Source organism: Vibrio kasasachensis, assembly GCF_050337565.1.
GTDB classification, from domain to species: domain Bacteria; phylum Pseudomonadota; class Gammaproteobacteria; order Enterobacterales; family Vibrionaceae; genus Vibrio; species Vibrio kasasachensis.
Genome location: NZ_JAKJTB010000008.1, coordinates 91,427 through 116,049 on the forward strand (window position 1 = coordinate 91,427; position 24,623 = coordinate 116,049).

Below are 24,623 nucleotides of genomic sequence, written 5' to 3' on the forward strand. Positions count from 1 at the left end.
TATGCGGCAATCCGAGGAACAAAAAATGTGCTTGCAACTTTATTTGATAATAATTATCATTTGGTATGTTATAACATAACAAGTTAATATGAGGTAATAGATGAAAGCCGATATCCACCCGGAATACCGCAAGGTGGTATTCCATGATACTAGCGTTGATAAGTACTTTATTGTCGGTTCGACGTTGCAGACCGAGCGCACCATTGATTGGCAAGATGGCAAAACCTATCCATATTGCACCTTGGATGTGTCATCAGAGTCGCATCCTTTCTATACCGGCAAGCAACGCGTGGTTCAGACTGAGGGCAGAATTGCCAACTTCAATCGTCGTTTTGGTCAATTTAAGGAATAGAAATGAAAGTACTAAAGTCTTTGAAAAGTGCCAAAAATCGTCATCCAGATTGTCAAATTGTTAAGCGTCGTGGTCGCTTATACGTGATTTGCAAAGCAAACCCTAGATTTAAAGCGGTACAAAAGTAGCGGAGTTGAGTAGAAATATTGAGAAGAAGAGTTCATGGCTTGATTAATAAGAGCAAAAATGAGTTAAACAAAAGGCTGACACTATGTGCCAGCCTTTTTGTTTTAAGCGCTATACCCGTCATACTTGATGTTGCAGCGGTGTTGGCTGTGTTCGTGCGTCCCAATCACATAGTTCACCTATGCTCAGGGGACTTTCTTACTTGCCGCCTACCTGCATCTTCAAGTTTCTTGGGTACATAACAAACCGGATTACCAGCCTTTCGCTACGCCACCTTTAAAGATTTCTGAAGCGGCTGTGTATACTTCTTCAGATTGGTATGCTTTAACAAAGTTTGTTACGTTTTCAGCATTTAGGTTGTCTTCACGAGCAACAATGATGTTCACGTATGGTGATTCTTTATCTTCAACAAAGATACCATCACGTTGAGGTGTTAGATCGATAGAGCTAGCGTAAGTATTGTTAATTACCGCAAGCGTTACATCGTCAAGTGAGCGTGGCAGTTGAGCCGCATCCAGTTCAACAATAGTAATGTTTTTAGGGTTTTCAACGATGTCACGCACGGTAGCAAGTAGACCAATGTCTTCACGTAGCTTAAGTAAACCTTGTTGCTCTAGCAGCAGTAGTGAGCGACCTAGGTTAGTCGGATCGTTTGGTACCGCGATACGAGAGCCATCTTGAATTTCTTCAACCGATTTAACTTGCTTAGAGTAACCTGCGATTGGGTAGACAAATGTGTTACCAGCGATCGCTAGTTTATAGCCGCGGTCAGCAATTTGTTGATCAAGGTATGGTTTGTGCTGAAAAGCATTGATGTCAATCGAACCATCATCAAGTGCTGCGTTTGGTGTTACGTAATCAGAGAAGATGATTAGCTCTACTTCTAAACCAAACTTTTCTTTGGCTACTTTTACTGCCACTTCTGCCACTTGTTCTTCTGCACCAGCCATAACACCCACTTTAATCTTGCTGGTATCGACTTCCTTTTCACCGCAACCAGAAAGTACTAGTGCTGATGATGCTACTGCAATAGCAAGTAAACTCTTTAAACTAAATTTCATAACTATCTCCTTATATGAATTTTTACCTGTGGTCTACACGGCGCACAACGGCATCACCGATAGACTGAATAATTTGTACTAACACAATTAGCATCACGACAGTGACAGCCATTATCACCACATCATAGCGGTGGAATCCATAGCGAATTGCTACGTCACCTAAGCCACCGCCACCAACTGTGCCGGCCATCGCTGAGTAGCTTACTAGCGTTACCATGGTAATGGTGACTGAGTTGACGATGGTTGGCATTGCTTCAGGAAGCAAAACCTTAGTAATAATTTGTAGTGGGGTCGCACCCATGGCTTGAGCAGCTTCAACCAACCCAGTTGGAACTTCGAGAAGCGCACTTTCAATTAAGCGGGCAACGAAAGGAATTGCTCCAATAGTCAACGGGACGATTGCGGCTGTTGTACCGATAAATGTGCCTACGAGTAACTTAGTGATCGGGATAATCGCGACCATCAAAACCAAGAAAGGCACAGAACGACCTACATTTACAACGGCGCCTAAAATGCTATTAAGTCTTGGGTTTTCTAACAGACCACCTTTTTTAGTGGTATGCAGAATAACACCGAGAGGGATACCAATTGCGAAACCAACCACGCCCGCCACAGCCACCATGTATAGCGTTTCCCATGTTGCGCCAAGCAAAAGATCAGTGTTCAAGCTTAGCCAATCAGAAATTGTATTAAAGGACATAGCCAAGCACCTCTACTTTAACGTTATGTTCACGCAAGAATTCAATCGCGTTGTTGTGATCTTCTTTACTACCAAATAACTCAGCGACCATCATGCCGAACTTTACGCCGCCAGCATAATCGAGATCTGAGCTCAGAATATTCACGTCGATATTGTACGTTCGAGATATTAGGCTCATCAATGGAGCATCTACAGTTGCGCCTGTAAACTCCAACCGAACCAGCGGGTAGCTATCTTCTACATGCGTTGGTTGTAAACGAACTTGATAGTCTTCAGGAATCGACAAGTCGAGTGTTGAACGAATAAAGTCGTGTGCGAGCTCTGTTTTAGGGTGAGCAAAAATCTCTCCTACCGTGCCTTTCTCAACCAGTTCACCGTCGCCAATAATCGCTACTTCGTGGCAGATGCTTTTAACGACATCCATTTCATGAGTGATCAGCAAAATAGTGATTTGTAGTTGACGGTTTATCTCACGTAGCAATTCAAGAATCGATTGGGTGGTTGCCGGGTCAAGTGCACTCGTTGCCTCATCACATAATAAAACTTTTGGTTCGCATGCTAAGGCACGTGCAATTGCAACACGTTGTTTTTGACCACCACTTAGATTTGATGGGTAGCTTTCGTGTTTGTCTACGAGACCAACTAGTTGTAGAAGTTCGGTGACTTTGGTTTTGATTTGAGTTTTGTCTTTACCTGCTAGCTCTAAAGGCAGTGCGACGTTTTCAAAAACAGTGCGCGAAGACAGCAGATTAAAATGCTGGAAAATCATACCAATGTTACGACGAGCTTCGCTCAGTTGCGATTTACCTAATTTGGTTAAATCGACCCCATCGACGATGATCTCACCACTAGTTGGTGCTTCAAGCATATTCACACAGCGGATCAGGGTACTTTTGCCAGCGCCGGATGCGCCGATCACCCCAAAAATAGTCCCTTGGGAGATATGGAGGTTAATATCTTCCAAAGCAATAATTTCCTTTTTGCCTTGGTAGAAAACCTTATTTACCTGATTAATTTCAATCATTGAGAAACCTGCTTATGCTCGAGTCTTTGACAGTATATTATGTTGATCTACATCTCATTTGTTAGATGATGCTATGGGTTTGTCGAATTAGTGTCAATAGATATTTCTACGTCTAGACGGCTAAAAGTTCGTTTCAGGCAAACGATTAGGTAATTAGATAGTGATGAAAGAAATAAAGCGTGCAATAATTCTTGGCATAGAAAGCAGACAGAGAAGCAAATTTTGGCGAAACCAGCAGTCTTTTTGGACCGTGATGGCGTAATTAACGTTGACCACGGTTATGTACATGATGAGCATGACTTTGAGTTTATCGAAGGTGTATTCGAAGCGACCAAAAAGCTAAAACAGATGGGTTATATGCTCGTGCTTGTTACCAATCAGTCAGGTATTGCTCGCGGAATGTTTAGTGAAGATCGATTCATGTCTCTAACACAGTGGATGGATTGGAACTTTGTTGATAATGGTGTAGAGCTAGATGGTATCTATTACTGTCCACACCATGCAGATCACGGACAAGGTATCTACAAAGAAGATTGTGATTGCCGTAAGCCAAAACCAGGTATGTTTATTTCTGCACGCGACTTTTTAGATATTGATATGGCTAACTCAGTGATGGTTGGCGACAAAGCAGAAGATATGATGGCTGCTGAATCTGCGGGTGTAGGAAGCAAAATATTGGTGCGTACAGGTAAACCAGTTACTGAGCAAGGCGAGGCTCTCGCGAGTGTTGTGCTTGATAGTATTTGTGATGTCCCTAACTATCTAAGTAAATAGACTATTATTTAAAGGCTGCAATCGCAGCCTTTTTTAATTGGAGGTGATCATGATCAGAGCAGGCATATTCATTGCAAGCGCTGTGCTACTTGTAGGTTGTTCGAGCAGCAACGACGCAATGACTAACAATGACCCAAATAATTATAGCTACCGCTATGAATGCAGTGAAGGTAAGCAGTTTAAAGCTGATTATTTGATTGAAGAACAAGGGGCGCTAGTGCAAGTGGATGGTGTGGACTATGCATTAATCCAAGTACCATCTGGTTCAGGGACGCGTTACATTTTGCCGGAAAACGCGCAAACTGATATCAAGCCTGTGAATTTATATACTAAAGGTGATTACGCTCGCTTAGAGCTAGGTCGTCAAGTTTACAAAAACTGCGAAAGTCATTAATGTTAGCTCTGGCTGAGGTTGGTTAGCTAAACCTTAGCCGCTGACTATCAAATCATTCTCATTGAACCCCTGAAGTATGAATAAAAAACTGACTATTTTAGATATTGCGCGTATTGCTGGCGTTGGTAAGTCGACGGTCTCTCGTGTATTAACTAACGATCCTAAAGTAAAACCTGAAACTCGTATTAAGGTGGAGCAGGTGATTGCCGAATCAGGCTATGTGCCATCTAAGTCGGCGCAATTAATGCGAAGTGGTAGCCAGCGCGTGGTTGGGGTGATTATTTCTCGTCTAGATTCACCATCAGAGAACAAAGCTGTCGGTAGCATGCTACAAGCGCTCTATCAAGAAGGCTACGATGTTGTGATGATGGAAAGTCAGTTTGATCGCGATAAAACCAGCGAGCACCTTAGTGTCCTTAAGCGACGTAATGTAGATGGTGTGATCGTATTTGGTTTTAGTAATTTTGACCTTACCCAGTTAGAGCAATGGAAAAATCGAGCCGTTGTGATTGCGATGGATACTCAGCAAGTATCTTCGATTAACTATGATAACCATGGTGTGATTACCCAAGCGTTGGAATATTTGAGCCAACAGTCGGTTGAGAATATTGCCTATATTGGGGTCAACTCCAGCGACCGAACAACAGGTAAGTTACGTTTAGACTCTTATCTTGAATGGTGTCAGACGCACCAGTTGGTCGCCAACTATCAAACTGGTGATCTTCATCATGAAAGTGCCTACCAACTTGTCGACAAGGTGCTCAATGAACAAACTCAAGCGATTGTTTGCGCCAGTGATACGCTCGCACTTGGAGTGATAAAGCGTCTACAAGAGCTTAATCGTGAAGATGTGATTGTCACCGGAGTTGGCGGCAATGAGCTACTTTCCTTCCTGTTCCCGAATGTTTTCAGTATTGACCCTGGTTATGCCAAAGCCGGCATAAAAGCGGCTAAGTTATTGATATCTCATATTGATGGTGAAGGATCGCTGACTCACCTTACTCAAAAACCTGTTTATTAATAAGCCACTCTTTTTAAACTGATTTAAAATTATACTGTGATCACATTCAATTAATGGGACTGTTCCCATTTTGTGGGTTAATCAATTCTGTCAATATAATGAGCAATCAATGGGAATGTTCCCATTTACACAATAACGATAACAGAATGACTCCAATTAAGGTGGACAAGGTTATGGGTAAGATTGCAAAACAAGAAGTCGCGCGTCTGATCGAACTCGTCGGCGGAGCTGAAAATATTGCCAGTGTGAGCCATTGTCTTACGCGTCTTCGCTTCGTATTAAATGATACAGACAAAGCCGATAAACAAGGTTTAGAGAGCTTGAGCCTAGTAAAAGGCTGTTTTACCAATGCGGGTCAATTTCAAGTGGTGATTGGTACTGAAGTCGATGAAGTTTATAAGTTACTGATTGAGCTATCAGGTCAATCTGAAGCGTCGAAAGATGATGCTAAAAACGCCGCTCGCCAAAACATGAATATTCTTGAGCGTGGTATTTCTCATTTAGCTGAAATCTTTGTACCACTGCTTCCTGCAATTATTACCGGCGGCTTGATTTTAGGTTTTCGTAACGTGATTGGTGACATCAAAATGTTTGATGGTCAGTCCCTTACGGAAATTAGCCAGTTCTGGGCAACGGTGCATAGCTTCCTTTGGCTGATTGGTGAAGCTATCTTCTTCTTCCTACCAGTTGGCGTGTGTTGGTCAACAGTGAAGAAACTTGGTGGTACGCCTATTCTTGGTATTACTTTAGGGGTCACGCTTGTCTCTCCTCAGCTAATGAATGCTTACTTAATTGGTAAGCAAGTGCCAGAAGTGTGGGATTTCGGCTTATTTGTGATTGAGAAAGTCGGTTATCAAGCTCAGGTGATCCCAGCGATGTTAGCGGGTGTTGCTCTAGCATTTATTGAAACCAATTTAAAACGCATCGTTCCATCTTACCTGTATCTCGTCGTTGTACCGTTTGTGTCGATTATCATTTCAGTGGTGCTAGCACACTCAATAATTGGTCCATTCGGTCGTATGTTAGGTGATGGTGTGGCATTTGCAGCTAAAGCAGCAATGATGGGCGATTTTGCCGTGATTGGTTCCGTAATTTTTGGTTTCTTGTATGCACCATTGGTTATTACCGGTATTCACCACACGACCAATGCAGTGGATTTACAACTGATGCAAGAGTTAGGCGGCACGCCAATTTGGCCATTGATTGCACTTTCAAACATTGCTCAAGCGTCAGCGGTCGTTGGCATCATTATCATCAGTAAAAAACATGGTGAGCGTGATATTTCAGTACCGGCAGCGATTTCTGCATACCTAGGTGTAACAGAGCCTGCCATGTACGGTATTAACCTAAAGTACAAATTCCCAATGCTCAGTGCAATGGTAGGTTCTGCGGCTGCAGCGGCTATTTGTGGCATGGCGGGTGTGATGGCTAATGGTATCGGTGTGGGTGGCTTGCCGGGCATTCTATCTATCCAGCCACAGTATTGGGGTATCTATGCAGTGGCAATGCTTGTTGCCATTGTTGTCCCTGCAATTCTGACCTTATTCTTCTACAAGCGCGCGCAAGCAAAAGGCGAGCTTGAGACAGCCAACGCATAATTTTCTTTACCCACGACAATGGATTGCGATGTCGTGGGTTTTCCTGAGCCGGATGTTAGCTCAACTTGGTAAGTGATAACCGTTATGACAATAATGAAACAGCAGCAAGATTGGTGGAAAAGTGCCACCATCTACCAAATTTATCCGAAAAGCTTTTGTGACTCGGCGGATAAAGGCACTGGTGATATTCGTGGTATTATTTCCAAGCTCGATTATTTAAAAACACTAGGTATTGATGCCATCTGGCTAACACCTGTCTATCAATCGCCGATGGTGGATAATGGTTATGATATTTCGGATTACTACTCGATAAACCCGCAATTTGGTGACATGGCAGAATTTGATTTGCTTCTGAAAGAGGCACATCAACGTGACATCCGCATTATTATGGATATCGTTGTTAACCATACTTCAACGGTGCATCAATGGTTTCAGTCAGCTCTAGGAGACATGAATAGCCCTTACCGAGATTACTATATTTGGAAAGACCCCGTTGAAGGCTGTGTGCCGAATAACTGGCAATCTAAATTTGGTGGCAGCGCTTGGGCGTTGGATGAAGTCACTAACCAATATTATCTGCATCTATTTGCTACTGAACAAGCGGACTTAAATTGGGAAAATTCAGCCGTGCGGGAAGAAGTAAAAAAAGTAATTAGTTTTTGGGCTGAAAAAGGCGTGGATGGTTTTCGTTTAGATGTCATTAACTTGATTTCAAAGCAGCAAGATTTCCCCAATGATGATATTGGTGACGGGCGCCGTTTCTATACTGACGGTCCCCGAGTGCATGAATATTTGCAAGAGATCAGCCAAGCGGTGTTCCAAAAATATGGCAGTGTCACCGTGGGGGAAATGTCATCGACAATACTGGAGCATTGCCAGCAATATTCGGCACTGGATGGTAGAGAATTGTCTATGGTGTTTAACTTTCATCACCTGAAAGTCGATTACCCAAACGGTGAGAAGTGGAGTAATGCGCCATTTGATTTCATTCAACTAAAGCAGATTTTCAATCATTGGCAAACTGGCTTAAGTGGTAATGGTTGGGGGGCGCTATTTTGGTGTAACCATGACCAGCCCCGCGTTGTGAGCCGCTTAGGCGATGATCAACAATACCGAGTTGAATCAGCAAAAATGCTCGCAGCATCACTGCATATGATGCAAGGCACACCGTATATCTACCAAGGTGAAGAGCTGGGTATGACCAACCCAGGTTATCAAGAGATCAGCCAATATCAAGATGTTGAAAGTACCAATATGTACGACATTATGGTTAACCAGCAAGGTGTGAGCCATGATGAAATGATGGCGATTTTAACGCAAAAATCGCGTGATAATTCCCGCGCACCTATGCAATGGGATGATTCATTGCACGCTGGCTTTTCTCAAGGTACGCCTTGGCTTGAGGTTGCAAGTAACTACTTACATCTTAATGCGCAAGCCGCATTGAAAGACACAAACTCAGTGTTTTACTTCTACAAAAGATTGATTGAACTACGTAAACAGCAGCCTGTGATTACTCAAGGCTCGTTCCAAGATTTGTTGCCACAAGACAATCAGTGTTATGTCTATTTGCGAGAGAGTGCCACGCAGCAGCTTATTTCCATTAGTAACTATTATGCTGAGCAAGCTCAGTGTGAGCTCCCAGCGAATATTGAACTCGCGAATGCGAAGTGCTTACTCACTAACTATGACAATCAAGCGTTTCAACTTGAAGGTAGCATGGTAGCATTGCGTCCCTATGAAACAAGAATCCTGCTGATAGAGAAATAACTAGCAGCAATTCTCTCTTGAATCGCTGTTGGGTATTCTCTACGTGTATTTTTTGCCATCAAAGATTATTGATTGGTTGAACGAAAGGTGTGCATAGTATTGAAAAGATCAGCTTTTCGGTAGCTTGAGAAGGCAATTTGAGGTAAACCTATGTAATTGTCGTTTACAAGGTGTGAAGCTTTATGTGGCTCAAGTCACATGAAATCTAGGTCTACATGATAAACCTTGAAATTCAATATGAAAAAACTGCATGAGAAAATTGAAATTTTCTCTTTATGACCAAGATCAAATTAGTTAAAATGCGCGCCAATACGGTGACGAAAACGTTTGCGTCGGGGTCGTTTGCCAGTTTTTTGCAACTTTCAGTCTAAATCTGAGTCAGGAGATACAGATGCTTAAGCGTGATATGAACATCGCAGATTACGATGCGGAATTGTTCGCAGCTATCCAAGAAGAAACACTTCGCCAGGAAGAACACATTGAACTTATCGCTTCTGAAAACTACACAAGCCCACGTGTAATGGAAGCCCAAGGTTCTCAGCTTACTAACAAATACGCTGAAGGTTACCCAGGCAAGCGTTACTACGGTGGTTGTGAGTACGTTGATAAAGCAGAAACTCTAGCAATTGACCGCGCATGCCAACTGTTTGGTTGTGAATATGCTAACGTTCAACCTCACTCAGGTTCTCAAGCAAATAGTGCAGTGTACATGGCGCTATTAAATCCAGGCGATACCGTTTTAGGTATGAGTTTGGCGCACGGTGGTCACCTAACGCACGGTTCACCAGTAAACTTCTCTGGTAAACACTACAACGTTATTCCTTACGGCATCGATGAAGCTGGTCAAATCAACTACGACGAAATGGAAGCGTTGGCAATTGAGCATAAACCGAAGATGATCATCGGTGGCTTTTCTGCATACTCACAAATCGTTGATTGGAAACGCATGCGTGAAATCGCAGACAAAGTAAACGCGTTCCTGTTTGTTGATATGGCGCACGTAGCGGGTCTAATTGCAGCTGGTGTATACCCAACACCGGTACCACATGCACACGTAGTATCAACAACAACGCACAAAACGCTAGCTGGTCCTCGTGGTGGTCTGATCCTGTCTAATGCTGGCGAAGACATGTACAAGAAGCTGAACTCAGCTGTATTCCCTGGTGGTCAAGGTGGTCCATTAATGCACGTAATCGCTGGTAAAGCGGTGGCGTTCAAAGAAGCGATGGAACCGGAATTTAAAGCATATCAAGCGCGCGTAGTACAGAACGCAAAAGCTATGGTAGCTCAGTTCCAAGAACGTGGTTATAAGATCGTATCTAACAGCACTGAGAACCACTTGTTCCTTGTTGATTTAATCGACAAAGACATCACAGGTAAAGATGCAGATGCAGCGTTAGGCGCAGCGAATATAACGGTAAACAAAAACTCTGTACCAAATGATCCACGTAGCCCGTTTGTAACATCAGGTATACGTGTTGGTACGCCAGCTATTACTCGCCGTGGCTTTAGCGTAGAAGATTCAAAAGACCTGGCAAACTGGATGTGTGACGTCCTAGATAACATCGGCAATAATGATGTTACTCAAGCTACGAAAGCTAAAGTGCTTGAAATTTGTAAGCGTCTACCAGTTTACGCCTAATTTTCTGCTTGAATGATTCTATTTCTGTGTCAAAGGTGCTCGTTTACAACGGTAAACTGCGCGCCTTTTCCTTGAAGTAAAAGCCATTCAATTTGAAAATAGTTTGATATATCCGTCATACTTGAAGTTGCAGCGGTGTTGGCTGTGTTCGCGCGCCCCAATCACATAGTTCACCTATGCTCAGGGGACTTTCTTACTTGCCGCCTACCTGCACCTTCAAGTTTCTTGGGTATAAGGAGCCTTAGGGCTCCTTTTGTGTTTCTAGCGGCGTTTGCCACTACTTGTAAATGCTCAGCAGTGTGCCAGATTTACATTTGAATGAGTAATATCGAGAGCTTTCGCTAAACTTTCCCAATCCTTCGCCGTCGCAATAGTCGATATTAATATCACGCATAGTCTCTAGGGTATTTTGCTGTGTCAGGGCGAATTTAGAGCCATCAGAGCAAAGAATACGTACTCTGCCATCATCACTGACGGAGTATATATCTACTTCGGTATTGCATAGTTCAAATGATGCTTCTCGATAATTATCTTGTTGTGAGGGGGAACTGCACCCAAGTAAAAGTGTACTAGCGCTTATGGCAAGCAAAGCAAGTTTTTCCATGGCTATTTATCCTATTATTGTTTTCGCGCGTGTTCATTTGCCGGTCAGCGAAATCAAAACACCTTAATAAGACTAGAAGTGCATATTAAGAGCTGCAAGATATAGCAATGAAATTAGGACAAAAAAAAGACCAGCGTATGGCTGGTCTTCAAATCAATCCAAGTTGTGTCGACTAGCTCACTTCGATACCTTGTGCCTGAAGATCTGCATGGTAAGAAGAGCGAACAAATGGACCACAAGCGGCATGGGTAAAGCCAAGCTCAAGGGCAATGTCTCTCAGCTCATCAAATTCCGCTGGCGGTACATAACGCTCTACTGGAAGGTGATGGCGGCTTGGCGCTAGGTATTGACCTAGGGTTAGCATAGTTACGCCGTGGTCACGCAGATCTTTAAGCACTTCAACGATCTCTTCTTTGGTTTCACCCAAACCCATCATAATCCCAGATTTAGTCGGGATCTCAGGGTGCTGCTCTTTGAATTTTTTAAGAAGATTGAGTGACCATTTATAGTTAGCACCAGGGCGAGCTTTACGGTATAGACGAGGTGCAGTTTCTAGGTTGTGGTTAAACACATCTGGCGGATTGTCTTTCATAAGATCAAGCGCAACGTCCATGCGACCACGGAAGTCAGGAACCAGAGTTTCAATCTTAATATGTGGATTCAAGACTCTAATTTCACGATTACAATCAGCGAAATGTTGTGCACCACCATCACGCAGATCATCACGATCTACTGAAGTGATTACCACATACTTCAGTTTCATATCATGGATCGTTTGCGCGAGCTTTTGTGGTTCATTGATTTCTGGTGCCATGGGACGACCATGTGCAACGTCGCAGAATGGACAACGACGAGTACAAATCGCGCCCAAAATCATAAAAGTAGCAGTACCGTGATTAAAACATTCCGCTAAGTTTGGGCATGAGGCTTCTTCACAAACAGAGTGCAGATCATTTTTACGCATCGCTGATTTGATATCTTGGATACGTTGACTGTCTGCTGGTAGCTTGATCTTCATCCAGTCTGGCTTACGCAGAATTTCTTTCTGCTCTGTCGGCATATTCTTGACTGGAATTAATGCCATCTTGTCAGCATCACGGTATTTGATGCCTTTTTCCATTTGGATTGGTTTACTCATACTTCAGTTTCTTATCGTTTGGGACTGCGTTACTGGTTTCTATCTGTTGGTAATCCAACAAAGCAACGAGTTCTTTTAATAATTGCTCGGCGACGCGGTCAACATTTTCTGGCCCACCAAGTTGGTTTACTTGGATCATTTCCATTCCGGCATAACCACATGGGTTGATTCTTTGAAATGGAGAAAGGTCCATATTAACGTTTAAGGCCAGCCCGTGAAACGAACAGCCTTTGCGGATCCGTAAACCCAGTGAGCAGATTTTTTTATTATCGACATAAACGCCAGGGGCGTCGGGTCGAGCTGCCGCATCGATATTGTATGCTTTCAGTGTATTGATCACGAGGTTTTCAATGTGTGTAACGAGATCTCGCACACCAAAGTTTTTCCTACGTAGATTGATTAGGAAGTAGACCACCAGCTGACCTGGACCATGGTAAGTTACTTGACCACCACGATCGCTTTGTACCACTGGAATATCGCCTGTATTCAGCAAATGCTCTGTTTTTCCAGCTTGACCTTGGGTAAAGACAGGGTTGTGCTCGACAAACCAAACTTCGTCACGCGTTTCGTCTGTACGCTGATCGGTAAAATCATGCATAGCACGCCAAATAGGCTCGTAGTCCTGTTTACCAAGATGCTTCACAACCAGAGTTTGTTGCATTCCTGAGTCCATCTTTTATCAATAAAGTGCTTGGATTATAAACCGCTTTGACACTTTGAACTATATGCTGATAACACATTATTAACCCTACTACTAATGCAGGGTTTTTATCTGACTGATAAATAACAAAAAAGCAGCCAAAGCTGCTTTCAAAAATAATTTATTCTTTAAAATAAAGTTATAGAACCATGCGGACAATGTCGATTTCACCAAGTTCTTTGTAAAGTATTTCTACCTGTTCGATAGATGTTGCTGTGATGGTCACAGAAACAGCGTGGTAGTTACCTTTTGCACTTGGTTTAATTTTAGGACTGTAGTCACCTGGAGCATGGCGTTGGATAACTGCAAGTACCTTCTCTGGTAGTTCAGGCTTTGCATAGCCCATAACCTTGTATGAGAAAGGACAAGGAAACTCAAGCAGGTCTTTCAGTTTAGCGTCTGAGTTGATGTTCAACATGTTGAAAACTCCAAGTTGGAATAGGGATCTGAGCTGCGCGGAATATTACTGCCAATCAGATTGAATCTCAAGATTAACACTATGATCGGTGCTAAAACAGAAAGCCGCCCATAGGCGGCTTCATAACTATCAATTGTTGCCGAGATTAGAAGAAGCTTTTAACCAGCATTACAATGTAATCCCATAGGCGACTAAATAGGCTGCCTTCTTGCACGTCTTCAAGCGCAAGAAGAGGGTATTGTGCAATATCTTCACCGTCTAATTGGTAGTATAGCTTACCGACGATGTCGCCTTTATTAATTGGTGCTTCTAACTCTTTTTCAAGTACGAAGCTTGCTTTAAGGTTTTTGGCTTGACCACGCGGTAGAGTGACATAGGTATCCTGGTCTAAACCAAGGGCAACCATATCTTTGTCTCCCATCCATACTTTTTCTTCTACGAATGTTTCACCCGCTTTATGTGGGGCTACTGTTTCGAAAAAGCGGAAGCCGTAGCTCAGTAGCTTTTTGCTTTCTGATTTACGCGCGTTGGCATTTTTTGTGCCCATTACTACCGCAACTAGGCGCATTTTACCTTCGGTTGCAGAGCTTACTAAGCTGTAACCGGCATTGCTTGTGTGACCTGTTTTGATGCCGTCCACATTCATGCTTTTATCCCACAGTAGACCATTACGGTTGTACTGAGTGATGCCGTTGTAAGTGAACTTTTTCTCAGAATAAATACGGTACTCTTCTGGTACGTCACGAATCAGTGCCGAGCCTAGTAGTGCCATATCATATGGTGTTGAGTAAAGAGAATCATTGTCTAGACCGTGCACGTTAGCAAAGTGCGAGTCGTTCATGCCTAGCGTATTTGCCCAAGCATTCATTAGGTCAACAAAGGCATCTTCTGAGCCTGCGATATGCTCTGCCATTGCTACACATGCATCGTTGCCTGATTGAATGATAATACCACGGTTAAGATCTTTTACTTTTACAGTGGTTCCTACTTCGATAAACATCTTCGAAGAATCAGGGAAGTTCTTTGCCCAAGCATTTTTGCTAATGGTGACATCGTCGTTTTCTTGGATGTTGCCACGAGCCAACTCTTGACCGATGACATAGCTAGTCATCATTTTGGTCAAACTTGCTGGAGACAGCTTAGTATTCATCTCTTTTTCTGCGAGCACTTTACCAGAATGGTAATCCATCAACACGTAGCCTTTTGCGGCGATTTGTGGTGGATCTGGTACTACAATTGGCGATGCAATCACTTGTGATGCAAAAGTGGTTGAAAGCGCAATAGAAGACGCAAAAACGGTTTTTAGTAACGTTGTTTTTTTCATATTGACTACAGAATTATCTTGAACTGACCATATCTTAACAGAAACCATGGCTCAAACTAGTCGAGGAGGGGATCTGAATGCGTTGGGAACTAATTTTTTCGGATGAAGGCACTTGAATAGCCCAATAGTTTAACTTGTTCTAACGTTTTTTGCGTCAGAGCATAGTCATCAAATGGACCCAATATCACACGGTAAATCTCTTTATTAGAATTTACTGAGCTTGCCACTGATAGTTTATGACCCAGATCTTGCGCTAAAGTTTCCACTCGATCTTGATGTTGTGATGAAGCCACCTGAATTTGGTATTGAGGTAGTGCTTGTATCTTAACTTTTTCGGTCGGTCTTTTTACCGTGATCACCTCAATAGCGACATTGGCGGTGCCGGTTTTAATCACATCCAGCTTGGTTGCTGCTGCAAAACTGAGGTCGATGATACGACCTGAATGAAATGGACCGCGGTCATTGACGCGAACAATAGTACTTTTGCCATTGTCTTTATTGGTGACTTTTACGTAACTTGGTAGTGGCAGTTCTTTATGTGCTGCTGTCATTGAGTACATATCGTAGACTTCGCCATTAGACGTCTGGTGCCCATGGAATTTCTTGCCATACCAGGAGGCTTGCCCTTGTTGTTTAAAACCTTCTACGTTTTTAACAATCTGATAGCGTTGGCCTCGTACGGTGTAATTTTTGTTGCCTCCCAAACTGTAGGGTTCATATTGAGGTATTGTCTCTTCAATATGTTCGACAGACATCGGTTTTTCAGGCGCTACGTCATCTTTGAGTTCATACCGCTCAGCTTGATAGCGATCAGATTGAGAGAGTGGAGGACTCGTAGGAGTCGCTTCAGGCTCAGAAGGCGAAGATGAACAACCAACGATAACACTGCTTACTAATGCCAAAGAGGCGAATTTGTGGAATGTTTTCATTAATTTGCCTTCGAGAATGCTTTTCTATGAGTATGTATAGACATCAAAATACCAAAACCGGCCATTAGGGTAACCATGGAGGTGCCGCCATAACTAATTAAAGGTAGTGGAACCCCAACCACTGGGAGAATGCCACTGACCATACCAATGTTTACAAATACGTAAACAAAAAAACTTAAAACAATGCTACCTGCGATCATACGACCAAAAGCAGATTGGACTTTGCTCGCGAGGAATAAACCGCGTCCGATAATAAACAAGTACAGGCTGAGTAAAACGAGAATGCCGATCAATCCCCACTCTTCAGCAATAACTGCAAAAATAAAGTCGGTGTGGCGCTCTGGTAAAAACTCTAGCTGTGATTGGGTTCCTTGAAGCCAGCCTTTGCCTGCAACGCCACCTGAACCAATAGCAATTTTGCTCTGGATGATATGATATCCCGCGCCTAATGGGTCAGATTCGGGGTTAAAAAGAGTACGGACTCGCACCTTCTGATACTCGCGCATGAGAAAAAACCACAGCACAGGGAGAAATGCCCCCAATCCACAAATAGCCGCGAAGATAATTTTCCAACTGATGCCGGCAAGGAAAATGACAAATATTCCCGACGCGGCTATTAGGATCGAAGTACCTAAATCAGGTTGTTTTGCGATCAAGATAGTTGGTACAAAAAGCATCACCAGCGAAACAACAATGGTTTGAAATGTCGGCGGAAGTGAGCGACGTCCGATATACCGCGCGATCATCAACGGCACAGCGAGTTTGAGTAGTTCAGAAGGTTGAAAGCGAACAAAACCTAGGTTTAACCAACGCTGTGCGCCTTTCGATGCTTCACCGAAAAACAGCACCGAGATGAGCAATATCACGCCACAAAAAAACATGAATGGTGCCAATGCTTCAAAGGTTCGAGGTGGAATTTGCGCGAGTAAGACCATCACCCCTAGCGCGAGTGCCATACGCATTGCTTGGCGATCCATCATAGCGAAGTTTTGCCCACTAGCGCTGTACATCACAACCAAACCGAAGCCCATCAGTACCAAAATACCGAGTAAGAGGGGCAAATCGATATGCAAACGGTCAAACAGTGATCGTTTTTGTCCGGTAGCTTGGGCAAAATCCATTACTTTTCCTTGTTCTTATCTACTAATACATAGTCGAACACTTTACGCACGACAGGGGCACCGTTGCTTGAACCACCACCGGCATTCTCAAGTACCACAGTGACAACCAACTGTGGTTCGTCGACGGGTGCAAAACCAGTAAAGAGTGCATGATCTCGTAAGTGTTCCGCGAGTTCATCCGCGTTGTACTCTTCATTCTCACCCAAACCAAATACTTGCGCGGTACCTGATTTACCCGCACTAACGTATTTTGTCTTGGCAAATGCTCGACGAGCGGTACCTTTCTTACCATGGTTTACTAAACGCATACCTTCTTGAGCAATATCCCAATATCGATCTTTTACGCCAGTGATTGGTGGATAAGTGATGACTTCCGCCATTGTGCTATTGGTGTACTCGTCACCATTCTCTACCGTGGCACGAAGTAGGTGAGGAGCGATCACTTGACCCTTGTTGACGACGACTGATGTTGCTTTGGCGATTTGAATTGGAGTCGCAGTCCAATAGCCTTGCCCAATACCTACTGGGATAGTATCGCCTTGATACCAAGGTGTGCGGTGACGAGCCATTTTCCATTCACGAGTTGGCATGTTAGCTTTGCTCTCTTCATGAATATCAATTCCAGTGTAGTCACCAAAACCAAACATCATCATCCAACGTGAGATCCGGTCAATGCCCATGTCATAAGCAACTTGGTAGTAGAAGGTATCGACAGATTCTTCAATCGACTTGAGAACGTTGACTTTACCATGCCCCCAACGCAACCAATCGCGAAATGGCTTGGTTTTTGAGTTTGGTATCTTCCAGAACCCAGGGTCATTACGAGTCGTGTATGGCGTAATCACGCCTTCTTGCAGCGCCGCGACAGCCATCATTGGTTTAATTGTGGAAGCTGGAGGGTAGATCCCTAGCGTGGCTCGGTTTACAAGAGGGCGATCTTTATTGTCTAAGAGAGCACGGTAGGCTTTACCTGAGATACCATGCACAAATGGGTTTGGATCGTAACTTGGGCTCGAAACCATAGCCAAGACGCCATTATCATGAGGATCGAGTACCACGGCGCCACCACGACGACCGGCGAGTAAGCTGTGGATGTAGGTTTGCAGATCTATATCGAGGTTGAGAACGATGTCTTTACCCGGTGTCGGCGGTACATATTTTAATACGCGGATGATTCGTCCACGGCTGTTGACTTCAACTTCTTGGTAGCCAGCGGTGCCGTGCAACAGATCTTCGTAATAGCGTTCAATACCTAGCTTACCGATATCTCGAGTTGCTTGGTAATTGGCGTCTTTCTCTTCGCGGATTAAACGTTGCATATCACGGTCATTGATACGTGAAACGTAGCCAATCACATGGGTGAGTATTTCCCCAAAAGGATAATGACGTTTAAGGTTTGCATTTACCGCAATACCAGGGAACTTATGTTGGTTGACCGAGAACTTGGCAACCTGTTCCTGTGAAAGCTGAGTCAGAATGGGGATGGATTTAAAGCGACGCGTTTGACGGCGCTCTTTTTGGAAGCGCTCTACTTGTTCTGGTGTTATGTCCAATATTTGCTGGAGGCGTATGATAGTGCCATCCATGTCTTTAATTTTTTCTGGTGTTATTTCCAAACTGAATACAGGCCGGTTTTCTGCCAGCAACACACCATTACGATCGTAAATTAGACCGCGGTTAGGCGAGATTGGGACGACTTTGATTCGGTTGTCATTCGAGCGAGTTTTGTAGTCTTGATATTGGTTAACTTGAATGTTGTATAAGTTAACCACTAAAAGACCCATCATCACGACAATACCAAGAAATGCGACAATAGCTCGGCTGGAGAACAGACGAGATTCCTCTTGGTAGTCTCTGATTTTGTTGCGCTTCCTCAACATGTACGCTTATTCTCGATGGTATGGATGGTTTGCAGTAATACTCCACGCACGATACAGGCTCTCTGCCATGACGATACGTACCAGAGGGTGTGGCAAAGTTAGGGCGGATAAAGACCAGCTTTGATCTGCAGCGGCTTTGCATGCCGGTGAAAGACCTTCAGGTCCTCCAATTAAAATTGACACGTCTCTACCATCGAGCTTCCAGCTTTCTAACTGTTCAGCTAGTTGCGGCGTATCCCATTTTTTTCCTGGAATATCGAGCGTAACAATTCGATTGCCTTTTGGCACGGCATCTAACATTGCTTCGCCTTCTTTTTGCAAAATTCGGGCAATATCAGCGTTTTTACCACGCTTACCTGCAGATATCTCAATGAGCTCTAGAGGCATGTCATATGGAAAGCGTCGACGGTATTCTTGAAAACCTTCTTCAACCCATTTGGGCATTTTCGTGCCAACAGCGATTAACTGTAATTTCATAGCTTAAGCCCAGAGTTTTTCGAGCTGGTATATTTCGCGTTGTTCTTCTTGCATCACATGTAGGATGGTATCACCCATATCGACTACGACCCATTCACCTTCTGCTTCGCCATCTACTGCGAGTGGTTCGAGACCGACTAGTTTTGCTTCACGCGCTACATAGTCAGCAATTGAGGCAACATGACGTTTTGAAGTTCCGGTACAAACGATCATAAAATCCGTAATGCTAGATTTTCCCTGCACGTCGATAGTTTTAATATCTAGTGCTTTCATGTCGTCTATTTTGTCTACAAGAAATACGTTTAGTTGTTGGTGTTGCAAATTGATACCCTCAATGAAACTTGGCGATGAATCGCAGTTATTGGCGCTAAATTAGGCGGCGGATTATAACACGCTTTTTATAGCTTCACTTGCGGTAAGCAAAGCTCGACACTTAGTTGATGCAATAGTGGCCAGCTTGACTGGTCATACTGAGTTTTACTTAATACTTCAGCTTGAGCCAATAGTTGTAGCAGGGATTGTAGGCGAGCGACAGTTAGGCGCTGCATTGCTGCAGAGTAAAGTGGTCGCTTGTTTTGCCAGATTCTATAATTATCAAACACTTGAGGAACTGAGCTGTTTTGGGCTTGCATCTGCATTTGCAGTAGCTGTATTAACTCTTTCTGAACGGTACGCACCAAAATGACGACCTCGACACCTTCGGCTTCTAGCTGGCGTAAAATGCGTTGTGCGCGATTCCCTTTACCTGCAAGTAGCGCATCAATCCAATGAAACGCGGTGAAATGGTTGTGGCGGCTTAATGATTCTTCCAAACGAACCATATTTAGTTGTCCGTCAGGGTAGATCAAAGCCAGTTTCTCAAGGCTTTGAGTTAAGGCAAATAGATTGCCTTCATGCCACTGCGCTAGCATTTGCACTGCTTCAGCATCAGGCATTAAACCTAAGGCTCGGCAGCGAGCTTGCACAAACTGCGGTAAGCGCTGTAAGTCAGGGGTTAGGCAACTGACCCAACAACCTTGACCATTAAGAGTTTTAAACCATTTAGCACTCTCTTGCGCTTTACTGAGCTTAGTGCCAATCAATACTAATAGGATATCAGGGTGTAGCATCTCAGCTACATTAATTAATTCCTTAGCTATAGCCGCATTGACGCCCGCTTCAGGTAATTCCAACTCAATCAATTGACGAGAAGAGAATAGGCTTAGTGCTTGGCAACAGTCATAGACTTGATTCCAATCAAAGCCGGTATCGAGAGCGAATCGATACCGTTCATCAAAGCCTTGTTGTTTGGCTGCCTGTTGAATGGCTTGGCGTGACTCTTGAATGAGTAGAGGCTCATTACCAAACAACAGATAGATAGGATGGAGCTGCTTGTTTAATTGATCCGTTAAGCGATCTGCAAAAATACGCATTAATGACTCTTATTGCTCAAGATCAATTGAGTTAGTCTCATTTTCAATCGTTTGAATACGGTCTTGTTCTTCTTCCATTCTTTGCTGAGCTTTTTGCTCATCAACTTCTTGACCGGTTAGCATAGTGCCAGCTTCGATATCTGATTTTAGGCGTGCCATTTGTCGAATGATTTGGCTAGCAGCAAGCTTACGCATCTCATCTTCAATCATGTCGCGTTCTACTGATTTTGCCAGTGCGGTTAATGGGTTGTCTAAGTAGCTGCGAGTTACGTTAGTTGTAAACTCACGCGAACCGAGATCCGGAATGGTAACTCGGTATGATGCATTGAAGGTCAGCTCTTTCTCTGCCGCACGAGTGTTTTGATAAAGAGAGAGAGTACGCTCACTCACACCTTCGCTGAGCAGGTGTAGATTAGGTACGTTTGCCGCTGGTGGTACTATGGTGACTTCACTCATGCGTAGCTGACCACGCATCATACGAGTAAACGTGCTGTATTGGTCGTAACTGGTGAGAGACATGGTGTCGAGTTCTTCAGGGATAGAGTAATCGCCTCTTAAATGGAAACCACAAGCAGTCAGTAAGGTGGCTGCTAGTACTACACTAGTTAACTTAATTGAGGATAGGGAAAATAGACGCATTGACGTACGGCTCTCTGTTATTGATTATTTATCTGAAGCCACTCAGGAGAATGGTTTGAGATAAATAAACAGGGTAGTGATACTACCCTGTTTAAGGCTTTATTTAATACGATTAGTTCGCAATAAATTTAGTTAGCAACGATGTTTAGTAGTTTACCTGGAACGTAGATAACTTTTCGAATTGTTAAACCGTCAAGGAACTTAGTCGCATTTTCATCGTTTAGACCAAGTTCACGCACTTGCTCTTCTGTTGCGTCAGCTGCAACCGTTAGCTTGGCACGTAGCTTACCGTTGATCATAACAACAATAGTTTTTTCATCTTCAACGAGTGCTTTTTCATCAAACGTTGGCCAAGAAGCGTTATCGATGTCTGATTCACCCAGCGCACTCCATAATTCGTATGAAATGTGCGGAGTCATAGGGTATAGCATTGTGACAATCGCTTTCAAAGCTTCATCAAGAATAGCGCGGTCTTGCACTGACTCTTGCGGTGCTTTCGCTAGCTTGTTCATCAGTTCCATGATTGCTGCGATAGCGGTATTGAAGGTTTGGCGACGCCCAATGTCATCGCTTACTTTGGCGATAGTTTTGTGAACGTCACGACGAAGCGCTTTTTGCTCGCCAGAAAGTGCTACAGCATCTACTGCTTCTGCTGCGCCTTTTTCAGAGTGTACTTTCACTAACTTCCAAACACGTTTTAGGAAGCGATTTGCGCCTTCTACGCCTGACTCTTGCCATTCAAGCGTCATGTCTGCAGGTGATGCAAACATCATGAATAGACGTACTGTGTCAGCGCCGTATTTATCGACCATTTCTTGCGGGTCAATACCGTTATTTTTCGACTTAGACATTTTGATCATGCCCGAGTGCTCAACGTTACGACCTAGATTATCAATTGCTTTCTCGATACGACCTTTACCATCACGTTCAATGGTTACATCCGTTGGTGCAATCCATTCTTTACCACCTTTCTCTGTGGTGTAGAAGAATGCATCTGCCAATACCATACCTTGGCACAGTAGTTGTTTGAACGGTTCGTCAGAAGTTACGTAGCCAGCATCACGAAGCAATTTGTGGAAGAAGCGCGAGTACAATAGGTGCATACAAGCGTGCTCGATACCACCGATGTATTGGTCTACTGGTAGCCAGTAATTTGCTTTTTCTGGATCTAGGATGTCATCAGCTTGTGGTGAGCAGTAACGTGCGTAATACCAAGATGATTCCATAAAGGTATCAAAGGTATCGGTTTCACGTAGTGCTGGTTCGCCGTTGAAGGTAGTTTTCGCCCATTCTTTGTCTGCTTTGATTGGGCTTGTTACGCCATCCATTACCACGTCTTCTGGAAGAATTACGGGTAGTTGGTCTGTCGGTACTGGGTGAACTTCGCCATCTTCAGTTGTTACCATTGGGATTGGTGCACCCCAGTAACGTTGACGAGAGACACCCCAGTCGCGTAGACGGAAGTTTACTGTTTTGGTGCCTTTACCTTCGGCTTCAAGTTTCGTTGCAATTGCGTCAAAAGCTGCGTGGAAATCTAGACCGTCAAATTCACCAGAATTGAACAGTACGCCTTTTTCAGTGTAAGCAACTTCTGAAACATCAAGCTCGCTATTATCGGCAGGTTTGATTACAGGGACGATATCTAGTGCGTATTTGGTAGCAAATTCGTAGTCACGTTGGTCGTGAGCTGGTACAGCCATTACTGCGCCAGTGCCGTAGTCCATCAAAACAAAGTTAGCAACAAATATAGGTACTTCACGACCGTTTAATGGATGGATAGCGGTAAGGCCCGTAGCCATACCTTTCTTCTCCATTGTCGCAAGTTCTGCTTCAGCTACTTTTGTATTTTTACATTCTTCAACGAATGCTGCTAACTCAGGGTTCGTCTCAGACGCTTTCTCAGCTAGAGGGTGACCTGCTGCAATTCCAACGTACGTCACACCCATTAGTGTATCAGGACGCGTTGTGTAGACTTCTAGTGGTGCTTCTTCCCCTTTAACAGAGAAAGACAGTTCTACACCCTCAGAGCGACCAATCCAGTTGCGCTGCATGGTTTTTACCATTTCAGGCCAACCGTCAAGGTTGTCTAGATCGTCAAGTAACTCTTGTGCATATTCTGTGATTTTAATGAACCACTGAGGAATCTTTTTCTGTTCTACAGGGGTATCACAACGCCAACAGCAGCCATCTTCAACTTGCTCATTTGCTAGTACCGTTTGGTCATTCGGGCACCAGTTGACTGACGAAGTTTTTTTGTAAACCAAGCCTTTTTGGTAAAGCTTAGTGAAGAATTCTTGTTCCCAACGGTAATACTCAGGAGTACACGTTGCGAATTCACGATTCCAATCGTAACCAAAACCGAGCAGTTTAAGCTGGTTTTTCATGTATTCGATGTTTTCGTATGTCCAAGGCGCTGGTGCAGTGTTGTTTTTGACTGCTGCGTTTTCTGCTGGTAGACCGAATGCATCCCAACCGATAGGTTGCATTACGTTTTTGCCTTGCAGACGTTGGAAACGAGAGACAACATCACCGATAGTGTAGTTACGCACGTGACCCATGTGCAGTCGACCACTTGGGTATGGGAACATTGATAGACAGTAGAATTTTTCTTTATTTGGGTCTTCACTTACAACAAAGGTCTTGTTGTTGTCCCAGTGCTCTTGAACCTTCTGTTCAATATCTTGCGGGTTATATTGCTCTTGCATCGATGATATCCGGTTATCTTGGAAAGTGTGAGTTCAGTTAGAACAGACAATAATAGATCGTCATAGAATACATAAAGGAGCAAGGTTCAACAATAGCCAACACTCTTCATCCTTGAGTTTGCAGTATTGTTGACGGCTTTCTTTCTCTTCCTGCTGTACGTAATGGCAGTATTTGAGGGCTTATTCAATTACTACATAGCTGAAAATCAATTTTCAGACTGTCTAAAACCATAAGGGGTGACTATGCCTAAACGTAAAACGGGTTATGAAGATATGTTTGATGACGTAGTAGAGACGCTCAAACATAGTCCTGAAGAGGTCAACCATGTGTTAGAGACCTCTGGTAAGTATATGAATGCCGCAAATGATATGACCAAAGATGAATTGGCGTTAATTTCTGCGTACGTCAAATCTGATTTGAAAGAGTTTGCGGATAACTATGAGGATTCGAAGAAAGGACCATTTTATCTGATGGTAGCGGACTCGATTTGGCAAGGAATGCTAGAGATCACAGATCGAACTAAGGTGGAATGGGTGGAGCTTTTTGCTGATTTGGAGCACCAAGGTCTATATGAAGTTGGAGATGTGATCGGTTTGGGCACACTTGTGTGTGACGAGTGCGGGCACCAAACACAGTACAATCACCCGACAGAGATCATCCCGTGCACTCAATGCGGGCATAAGGCTTTCTCTCGTAGGGCGCTAAAACCTTAGCCGAGTAAAGCAATAAAGGGCTCAATTGGGCCCTTTGCTTATTTTGATATCCCCGTCATATTTGAAGTTGCAGCGGTGTTGGCTGTATTCGTGCGCCCCA

Annotated in this window: 25 protein-coding genes; 9 read left to right on the forward strand and 16 right to left on the reverse strand. The window is 43.8% G+C overall.

The features are described from left to right. Positions 1 to 100 precede the first annotated feature (100 nt). On the forward strand, positions 101 to 352 hold the full coding sequence (locus L4C38_RS00735; RefSeq protein ID WP_428795620.1) for a type B 50S ribosomal protein L31: 252 nt from the start codon (positions 101 to 103) through the stop codon (positions 350 to 352). Positions 353 to 354: 2 nt separating this feature from the next. After that, positions 355 to 480 (forward strand): type B 50S ribosomal protein L36, encoded by a 126-nt coding sequence (gene ykgO / locus L4C38_RS00740; RefSeq protein WP_093276815.1) that lies wholly within the window; start codon positions 355 to 357, stop codon positions 478 to 480. Between the two features lie 249 nt (positions 481 to 729). Here ykgO and L4C38_RS00745 read toward each other — a convergent pair whose 3' ends face one another. From L4C38_RS00745 to metN, 3 genes are read right to left on the reverse strand one after another with little or no spacing between them, the layout of a single operon-like run. Continuing rightward, on the reverse strand, positions 730 to 1,539 hold the full coding sequence (locus L4C38_RS00745; RefSeq protein WP_428795621.1) for a MetQ/NlpA family lipoprotein: 810 nt from the start codon (positions 1,537 to 1,539) through the stop codon (positions 730 to 732). 22 nt (positions 1,540 to 1,561) lie between these two features. Continuing rightward, a complete protein-coding gene (locus tag L4C38_RS00750; RefSeq protein WP_428795622.1) occupies positions 1,562 to 2,239 on the reverse strand; it encodes a methionine ABC transporter permease in 678 nt (225 codons plus the stop codon). Next, the gene (metN, locus tag L4C38_RS00755; protein WP_428795623.1) at positions 2,229 to 3,263 is read right to left on the reverse strand and encodes a methionine ABC transporter ATP-binding protein MetN; all 1,035 of its coding nucleotides are present in this window, start codon (positions 3,261 to 3,263) and stop codon (positions 2,229 to 2,231) included. The genes L4C38_RS00750 and metN overlap by 11 nt, the downstream gene beginning before the upstream one ends. A gap of 222 nt (positions 3,264 to 3,485) precedes the next feature. Between metN and gmhB the strand changes: the two genes are divergently transcribed. The 6 genes from gmhB (at position 3,486) to glyA (ending at position 10,462) form a co-directional block, all read left to right on the forward strand. Further along, positions 3,486 to 4,037, forward strand: a complete 552-nt coding sequence (gene gmhB / locus L4C38_RS00760; RefSeq protein WP_428795624.1) for a D-glycero-beta-D-manno-heptose 1,7-bisphosphate 7-phosphatase — start codon at positions 3,486 to 3,488, stop codon at positions 4,035 to 4,037. 49 nt (positions 4,038 to 4,086) lie between these two features. Further along, positions 4,087 to 4,431: an MliC family protein gene (locus tag L4C38_RS00765; protein ID WP_428795625.1), complete on the forward strand. Its 345-nt coding sequence runs from the start codon at positions 4,087 to 4,089 to the stop codon at positions 4,429 to 4,431. A gap of 76 nt (positions 4,432 to 4,507) precedes the next feature. Further along, positions 4,508 to 5,452: a trehalose operon repressor TreR gene (treR, locus tag L4C38_RS00770; RefSeq protein WP_428795626.1), complete on the forward strand. Its 945-nt coding sequence runs from the start codon at positions 4,508 to 4,510 to the stop codon at positions 5,450 to 5,452. Between the two features lie 173 nt (positions 5,453 to 5,625). Next, a complete protein-coding gene (gene treB, locus L4C38_RS00775; RefSeq protein ID WP_428796008.1) occupies positions 5,626 to 7,050 on the forward strand; it encodes a PTS trehalose transporter subunit IIBC in 1,425 nt (474 codons plus the stop codon). Positions 7,051 to 7,134: 84 nt separating this feature from the next. Then, positions 7,135 to 8,820, forward strand: a complete 1,686-nt coding sequence (gene treC / locus L4C38_RS00780) for an alpha,alpha-phosphotrehalase (RefSeq protein ID WP_428795627.1) — start codon at positions 7,135 to 7,137, stop codon at positions 8,818 to 8,820. A gap of 391 nt (positions 8,821 to 9,211) precedes the next feature. Next, positions 9,212 to 10,462, forward strand: coding sequence for a serine hydroxymethyltransferase (gene glyA, locus L4C38_RS00785; RefSeq protein WP_428795628.1), 1,251 nt, complete (start codon positions 9,212 to 9,214; stop codon positions 10,460 to 10,462). Between the two features lie 277 nt (positions 10,463 to 10,739). On the opposite strand, the gene L4C38_RS00790 is transcribed toward glyA, so the two are convergent. The 13 genes from L4C38_RS00790 to leuS form a co-directional block, all read right to left on the reverse strand. Continuing rightward, on the reverse strand, positions 10,740 to 11,066 hold the full coding sequence (locus tag L4C38_RS00790; RefSeq protein WP_428795629.1) for a hypothetical protein: 327 nt from the start codon (positions 11,064 to 11,066) through the stop codon (positions 10,740 to 10,742). Positions 11,067 to 11,238: 172 nt separating this feature from the next. Further along, positions 11,239 to 12,204, reverse strand: a complete 966-nt coding sequence (gene lipA, locus L4C38_RS00795) for a lipoyl synthase (RefSeq protein ID WP_428795630.1) — start codon at positions 12,202 to 12,204, stop codon at positions 11,239 to 11,241. After that, positions 12,197 to 12,865: a lipoyl(octanoyl) transferase LipB gene (lipB, locus tag L4C38_RS00800; protein WP_428795631.1), complete on the reverse strand. Its 669-nt coding sequence runs from the start codon at positions 12,863 to 12,865 to the stop codon at positions 12,197 to 12,199. The genes lipA and lipB overlap by 8 nt, the downstream gene beginning before the upstream one ends. A 178-nt stretch (positions 12,866 to 13,043) precedes the next feature. After that, positions 13,044 to 13,322: a DUF493 family protein YbeD gene (gene ybeD / locus L4C38_RS00805; protein WP_428795632.1), complete on the reverse strand. Its 279-nt coding sequence runs from the start codon at positions 13,320 to 13,322 to the stop codon at positions 13,044 to 13,046. Positions 13,323 to 13,467: 145 nt separating this feature from the next. After that, complete coding sequence (locus L4C38_RS00810; RefSeq protein WP_428795633.1) at positions 13,468 to 14,646, reverse strand: serine hydrolase; 1,179 nt, start codon at positions 14,644 to 14,646, stop codon at positions 13,468 to 13,470. A gap of 89 nt (positions 14,647 to 14,735) precedes the next feature. Next, complete coding sequence (locus L4C38_RS00815; RefSeq protein ID WP_428795634.1) at positions 14,736 to 15,575, reverse strand: septal ring lytic transglycosylase RlpA family protein; 840 nt, start codon at positions 15,573 to 15,575, stop codon at positions 14,736 to 14,738. Beyond that, on the reverse strand, positions 15,575 to 16,696 hold the full coding sequence (rodA, locus tag L4C38_RS00820) for a rod shape-determining protein RodA (protein WP_428795635.1): 1,122 nt from the start codon (positions 16,694 to 16,696) through the stop codon (positions 15,575 to 15,577). The genes L4C38_RS00815 and rodA overlap by 1 nt, the downstream gene beginning before the upstream one ends. Beyond that, the gene (gene mrdA / locus L4C38_RS00825; RefSeq protein WP_428795636.1) at positions 16,696 to 18,576 is read right to left on the reverse strand and encodes a penicillin-binding protein 2; all 1,881 of its coding nucleotides are present in this window, start codon (positions 18,574 to 18,576) and stop codon (positions 16,696 to 16,698) included. Before mrdA ends, rodA begins: the two co-directional genes overlap by 1 nt. Before the next feature lie 6 nt (positions 18,577 to 18,582). Next, positions 18,583 to 19,053 (reverse strand): 23S rRNA (pseudouridine(1915)-N(3))-methyltransferase RlmH, encoded by a 471-nt coding sequence (rlmH, locus tag L4C38_RS00830; protein ID WP_428795637.1) that lies wholly within the window; start codon positions 19,051 to 19,053, stop codon positions 18,583 to 18,585. Positions 19,054 to 19,056: 3 nt separating this feature from the next. Continuing rightward, positions 19,057 to 19,374 carry a ribosome silencing factor gene (gene rsfS / locus L4C38_RS00835; RefSeq protein ID WP_428795638.1) on the reverse strand — a complete coding sequence of 106 codons (318 nt, stop codon included), beginning with the start codon at positions 19,372 to 19,374 and terminating at the stop codon, positions 19,057 to 19,059. A gap of 77 nt (positions 19,375 to 19,451) precedes the next feature. Further along, complete coding sequence (gene holA / locus L4C38_RS00840; RefSeq protein ID WP_428795639.1) at positions 19,452 to 20,465, reverse strand: DNA polymerase III subunit delta; 1,014 nt, start codon at positions 20,463 to 20,465, stop codon at positions 19,452 to 19,454. 9 nt (positions 20,466 to 20,474) lie between these two features. Next, positions 20,475 to 21,104, reverse strand: coding sequence for an LPS-assembly lipoprotein LptE (locus L4C38_RS00845; protein ID WP_428795640.1), 630 nt, complete (start codon positions 21,102 to 21,104; stop codon positions 20,475 to 20,477). Between the two features lie 128 nt (positions 21,105 to 21,232). Beyond that, the gene (gene leuS / locus L4C38_RS00850; RefSeq protein WP_428795641.1) at positions 21,233 to 23,809 is read right to left on the reverse strand and encodes a leucine--tRNA ligase; all 2,577 of its coding nucleotides are present in this window, start codon (positions 23,807 to 23,809) and stop codon (positions 21,233 to 21,235) included. Positions 23,810 to 24,052: 243 nt separating this feature from the next. On the opposite strand from leuS, the gene L4C38_RS00855 reads away from it, so the two are divergent. Further along, positions 24,053 to 24,523 (forward strand): zinc ribbon-containing protein, encoded by a 471-nt coding sequence (locus L4C38_RS00855; protein ID WP_428795642.1) that lies wholly within the window; start codon positions 24,053 to 24,055, stop codon positions 24,521 to 24,523. Positions 24,524 to 24,623: the final 100 nt, after the last annotated feature.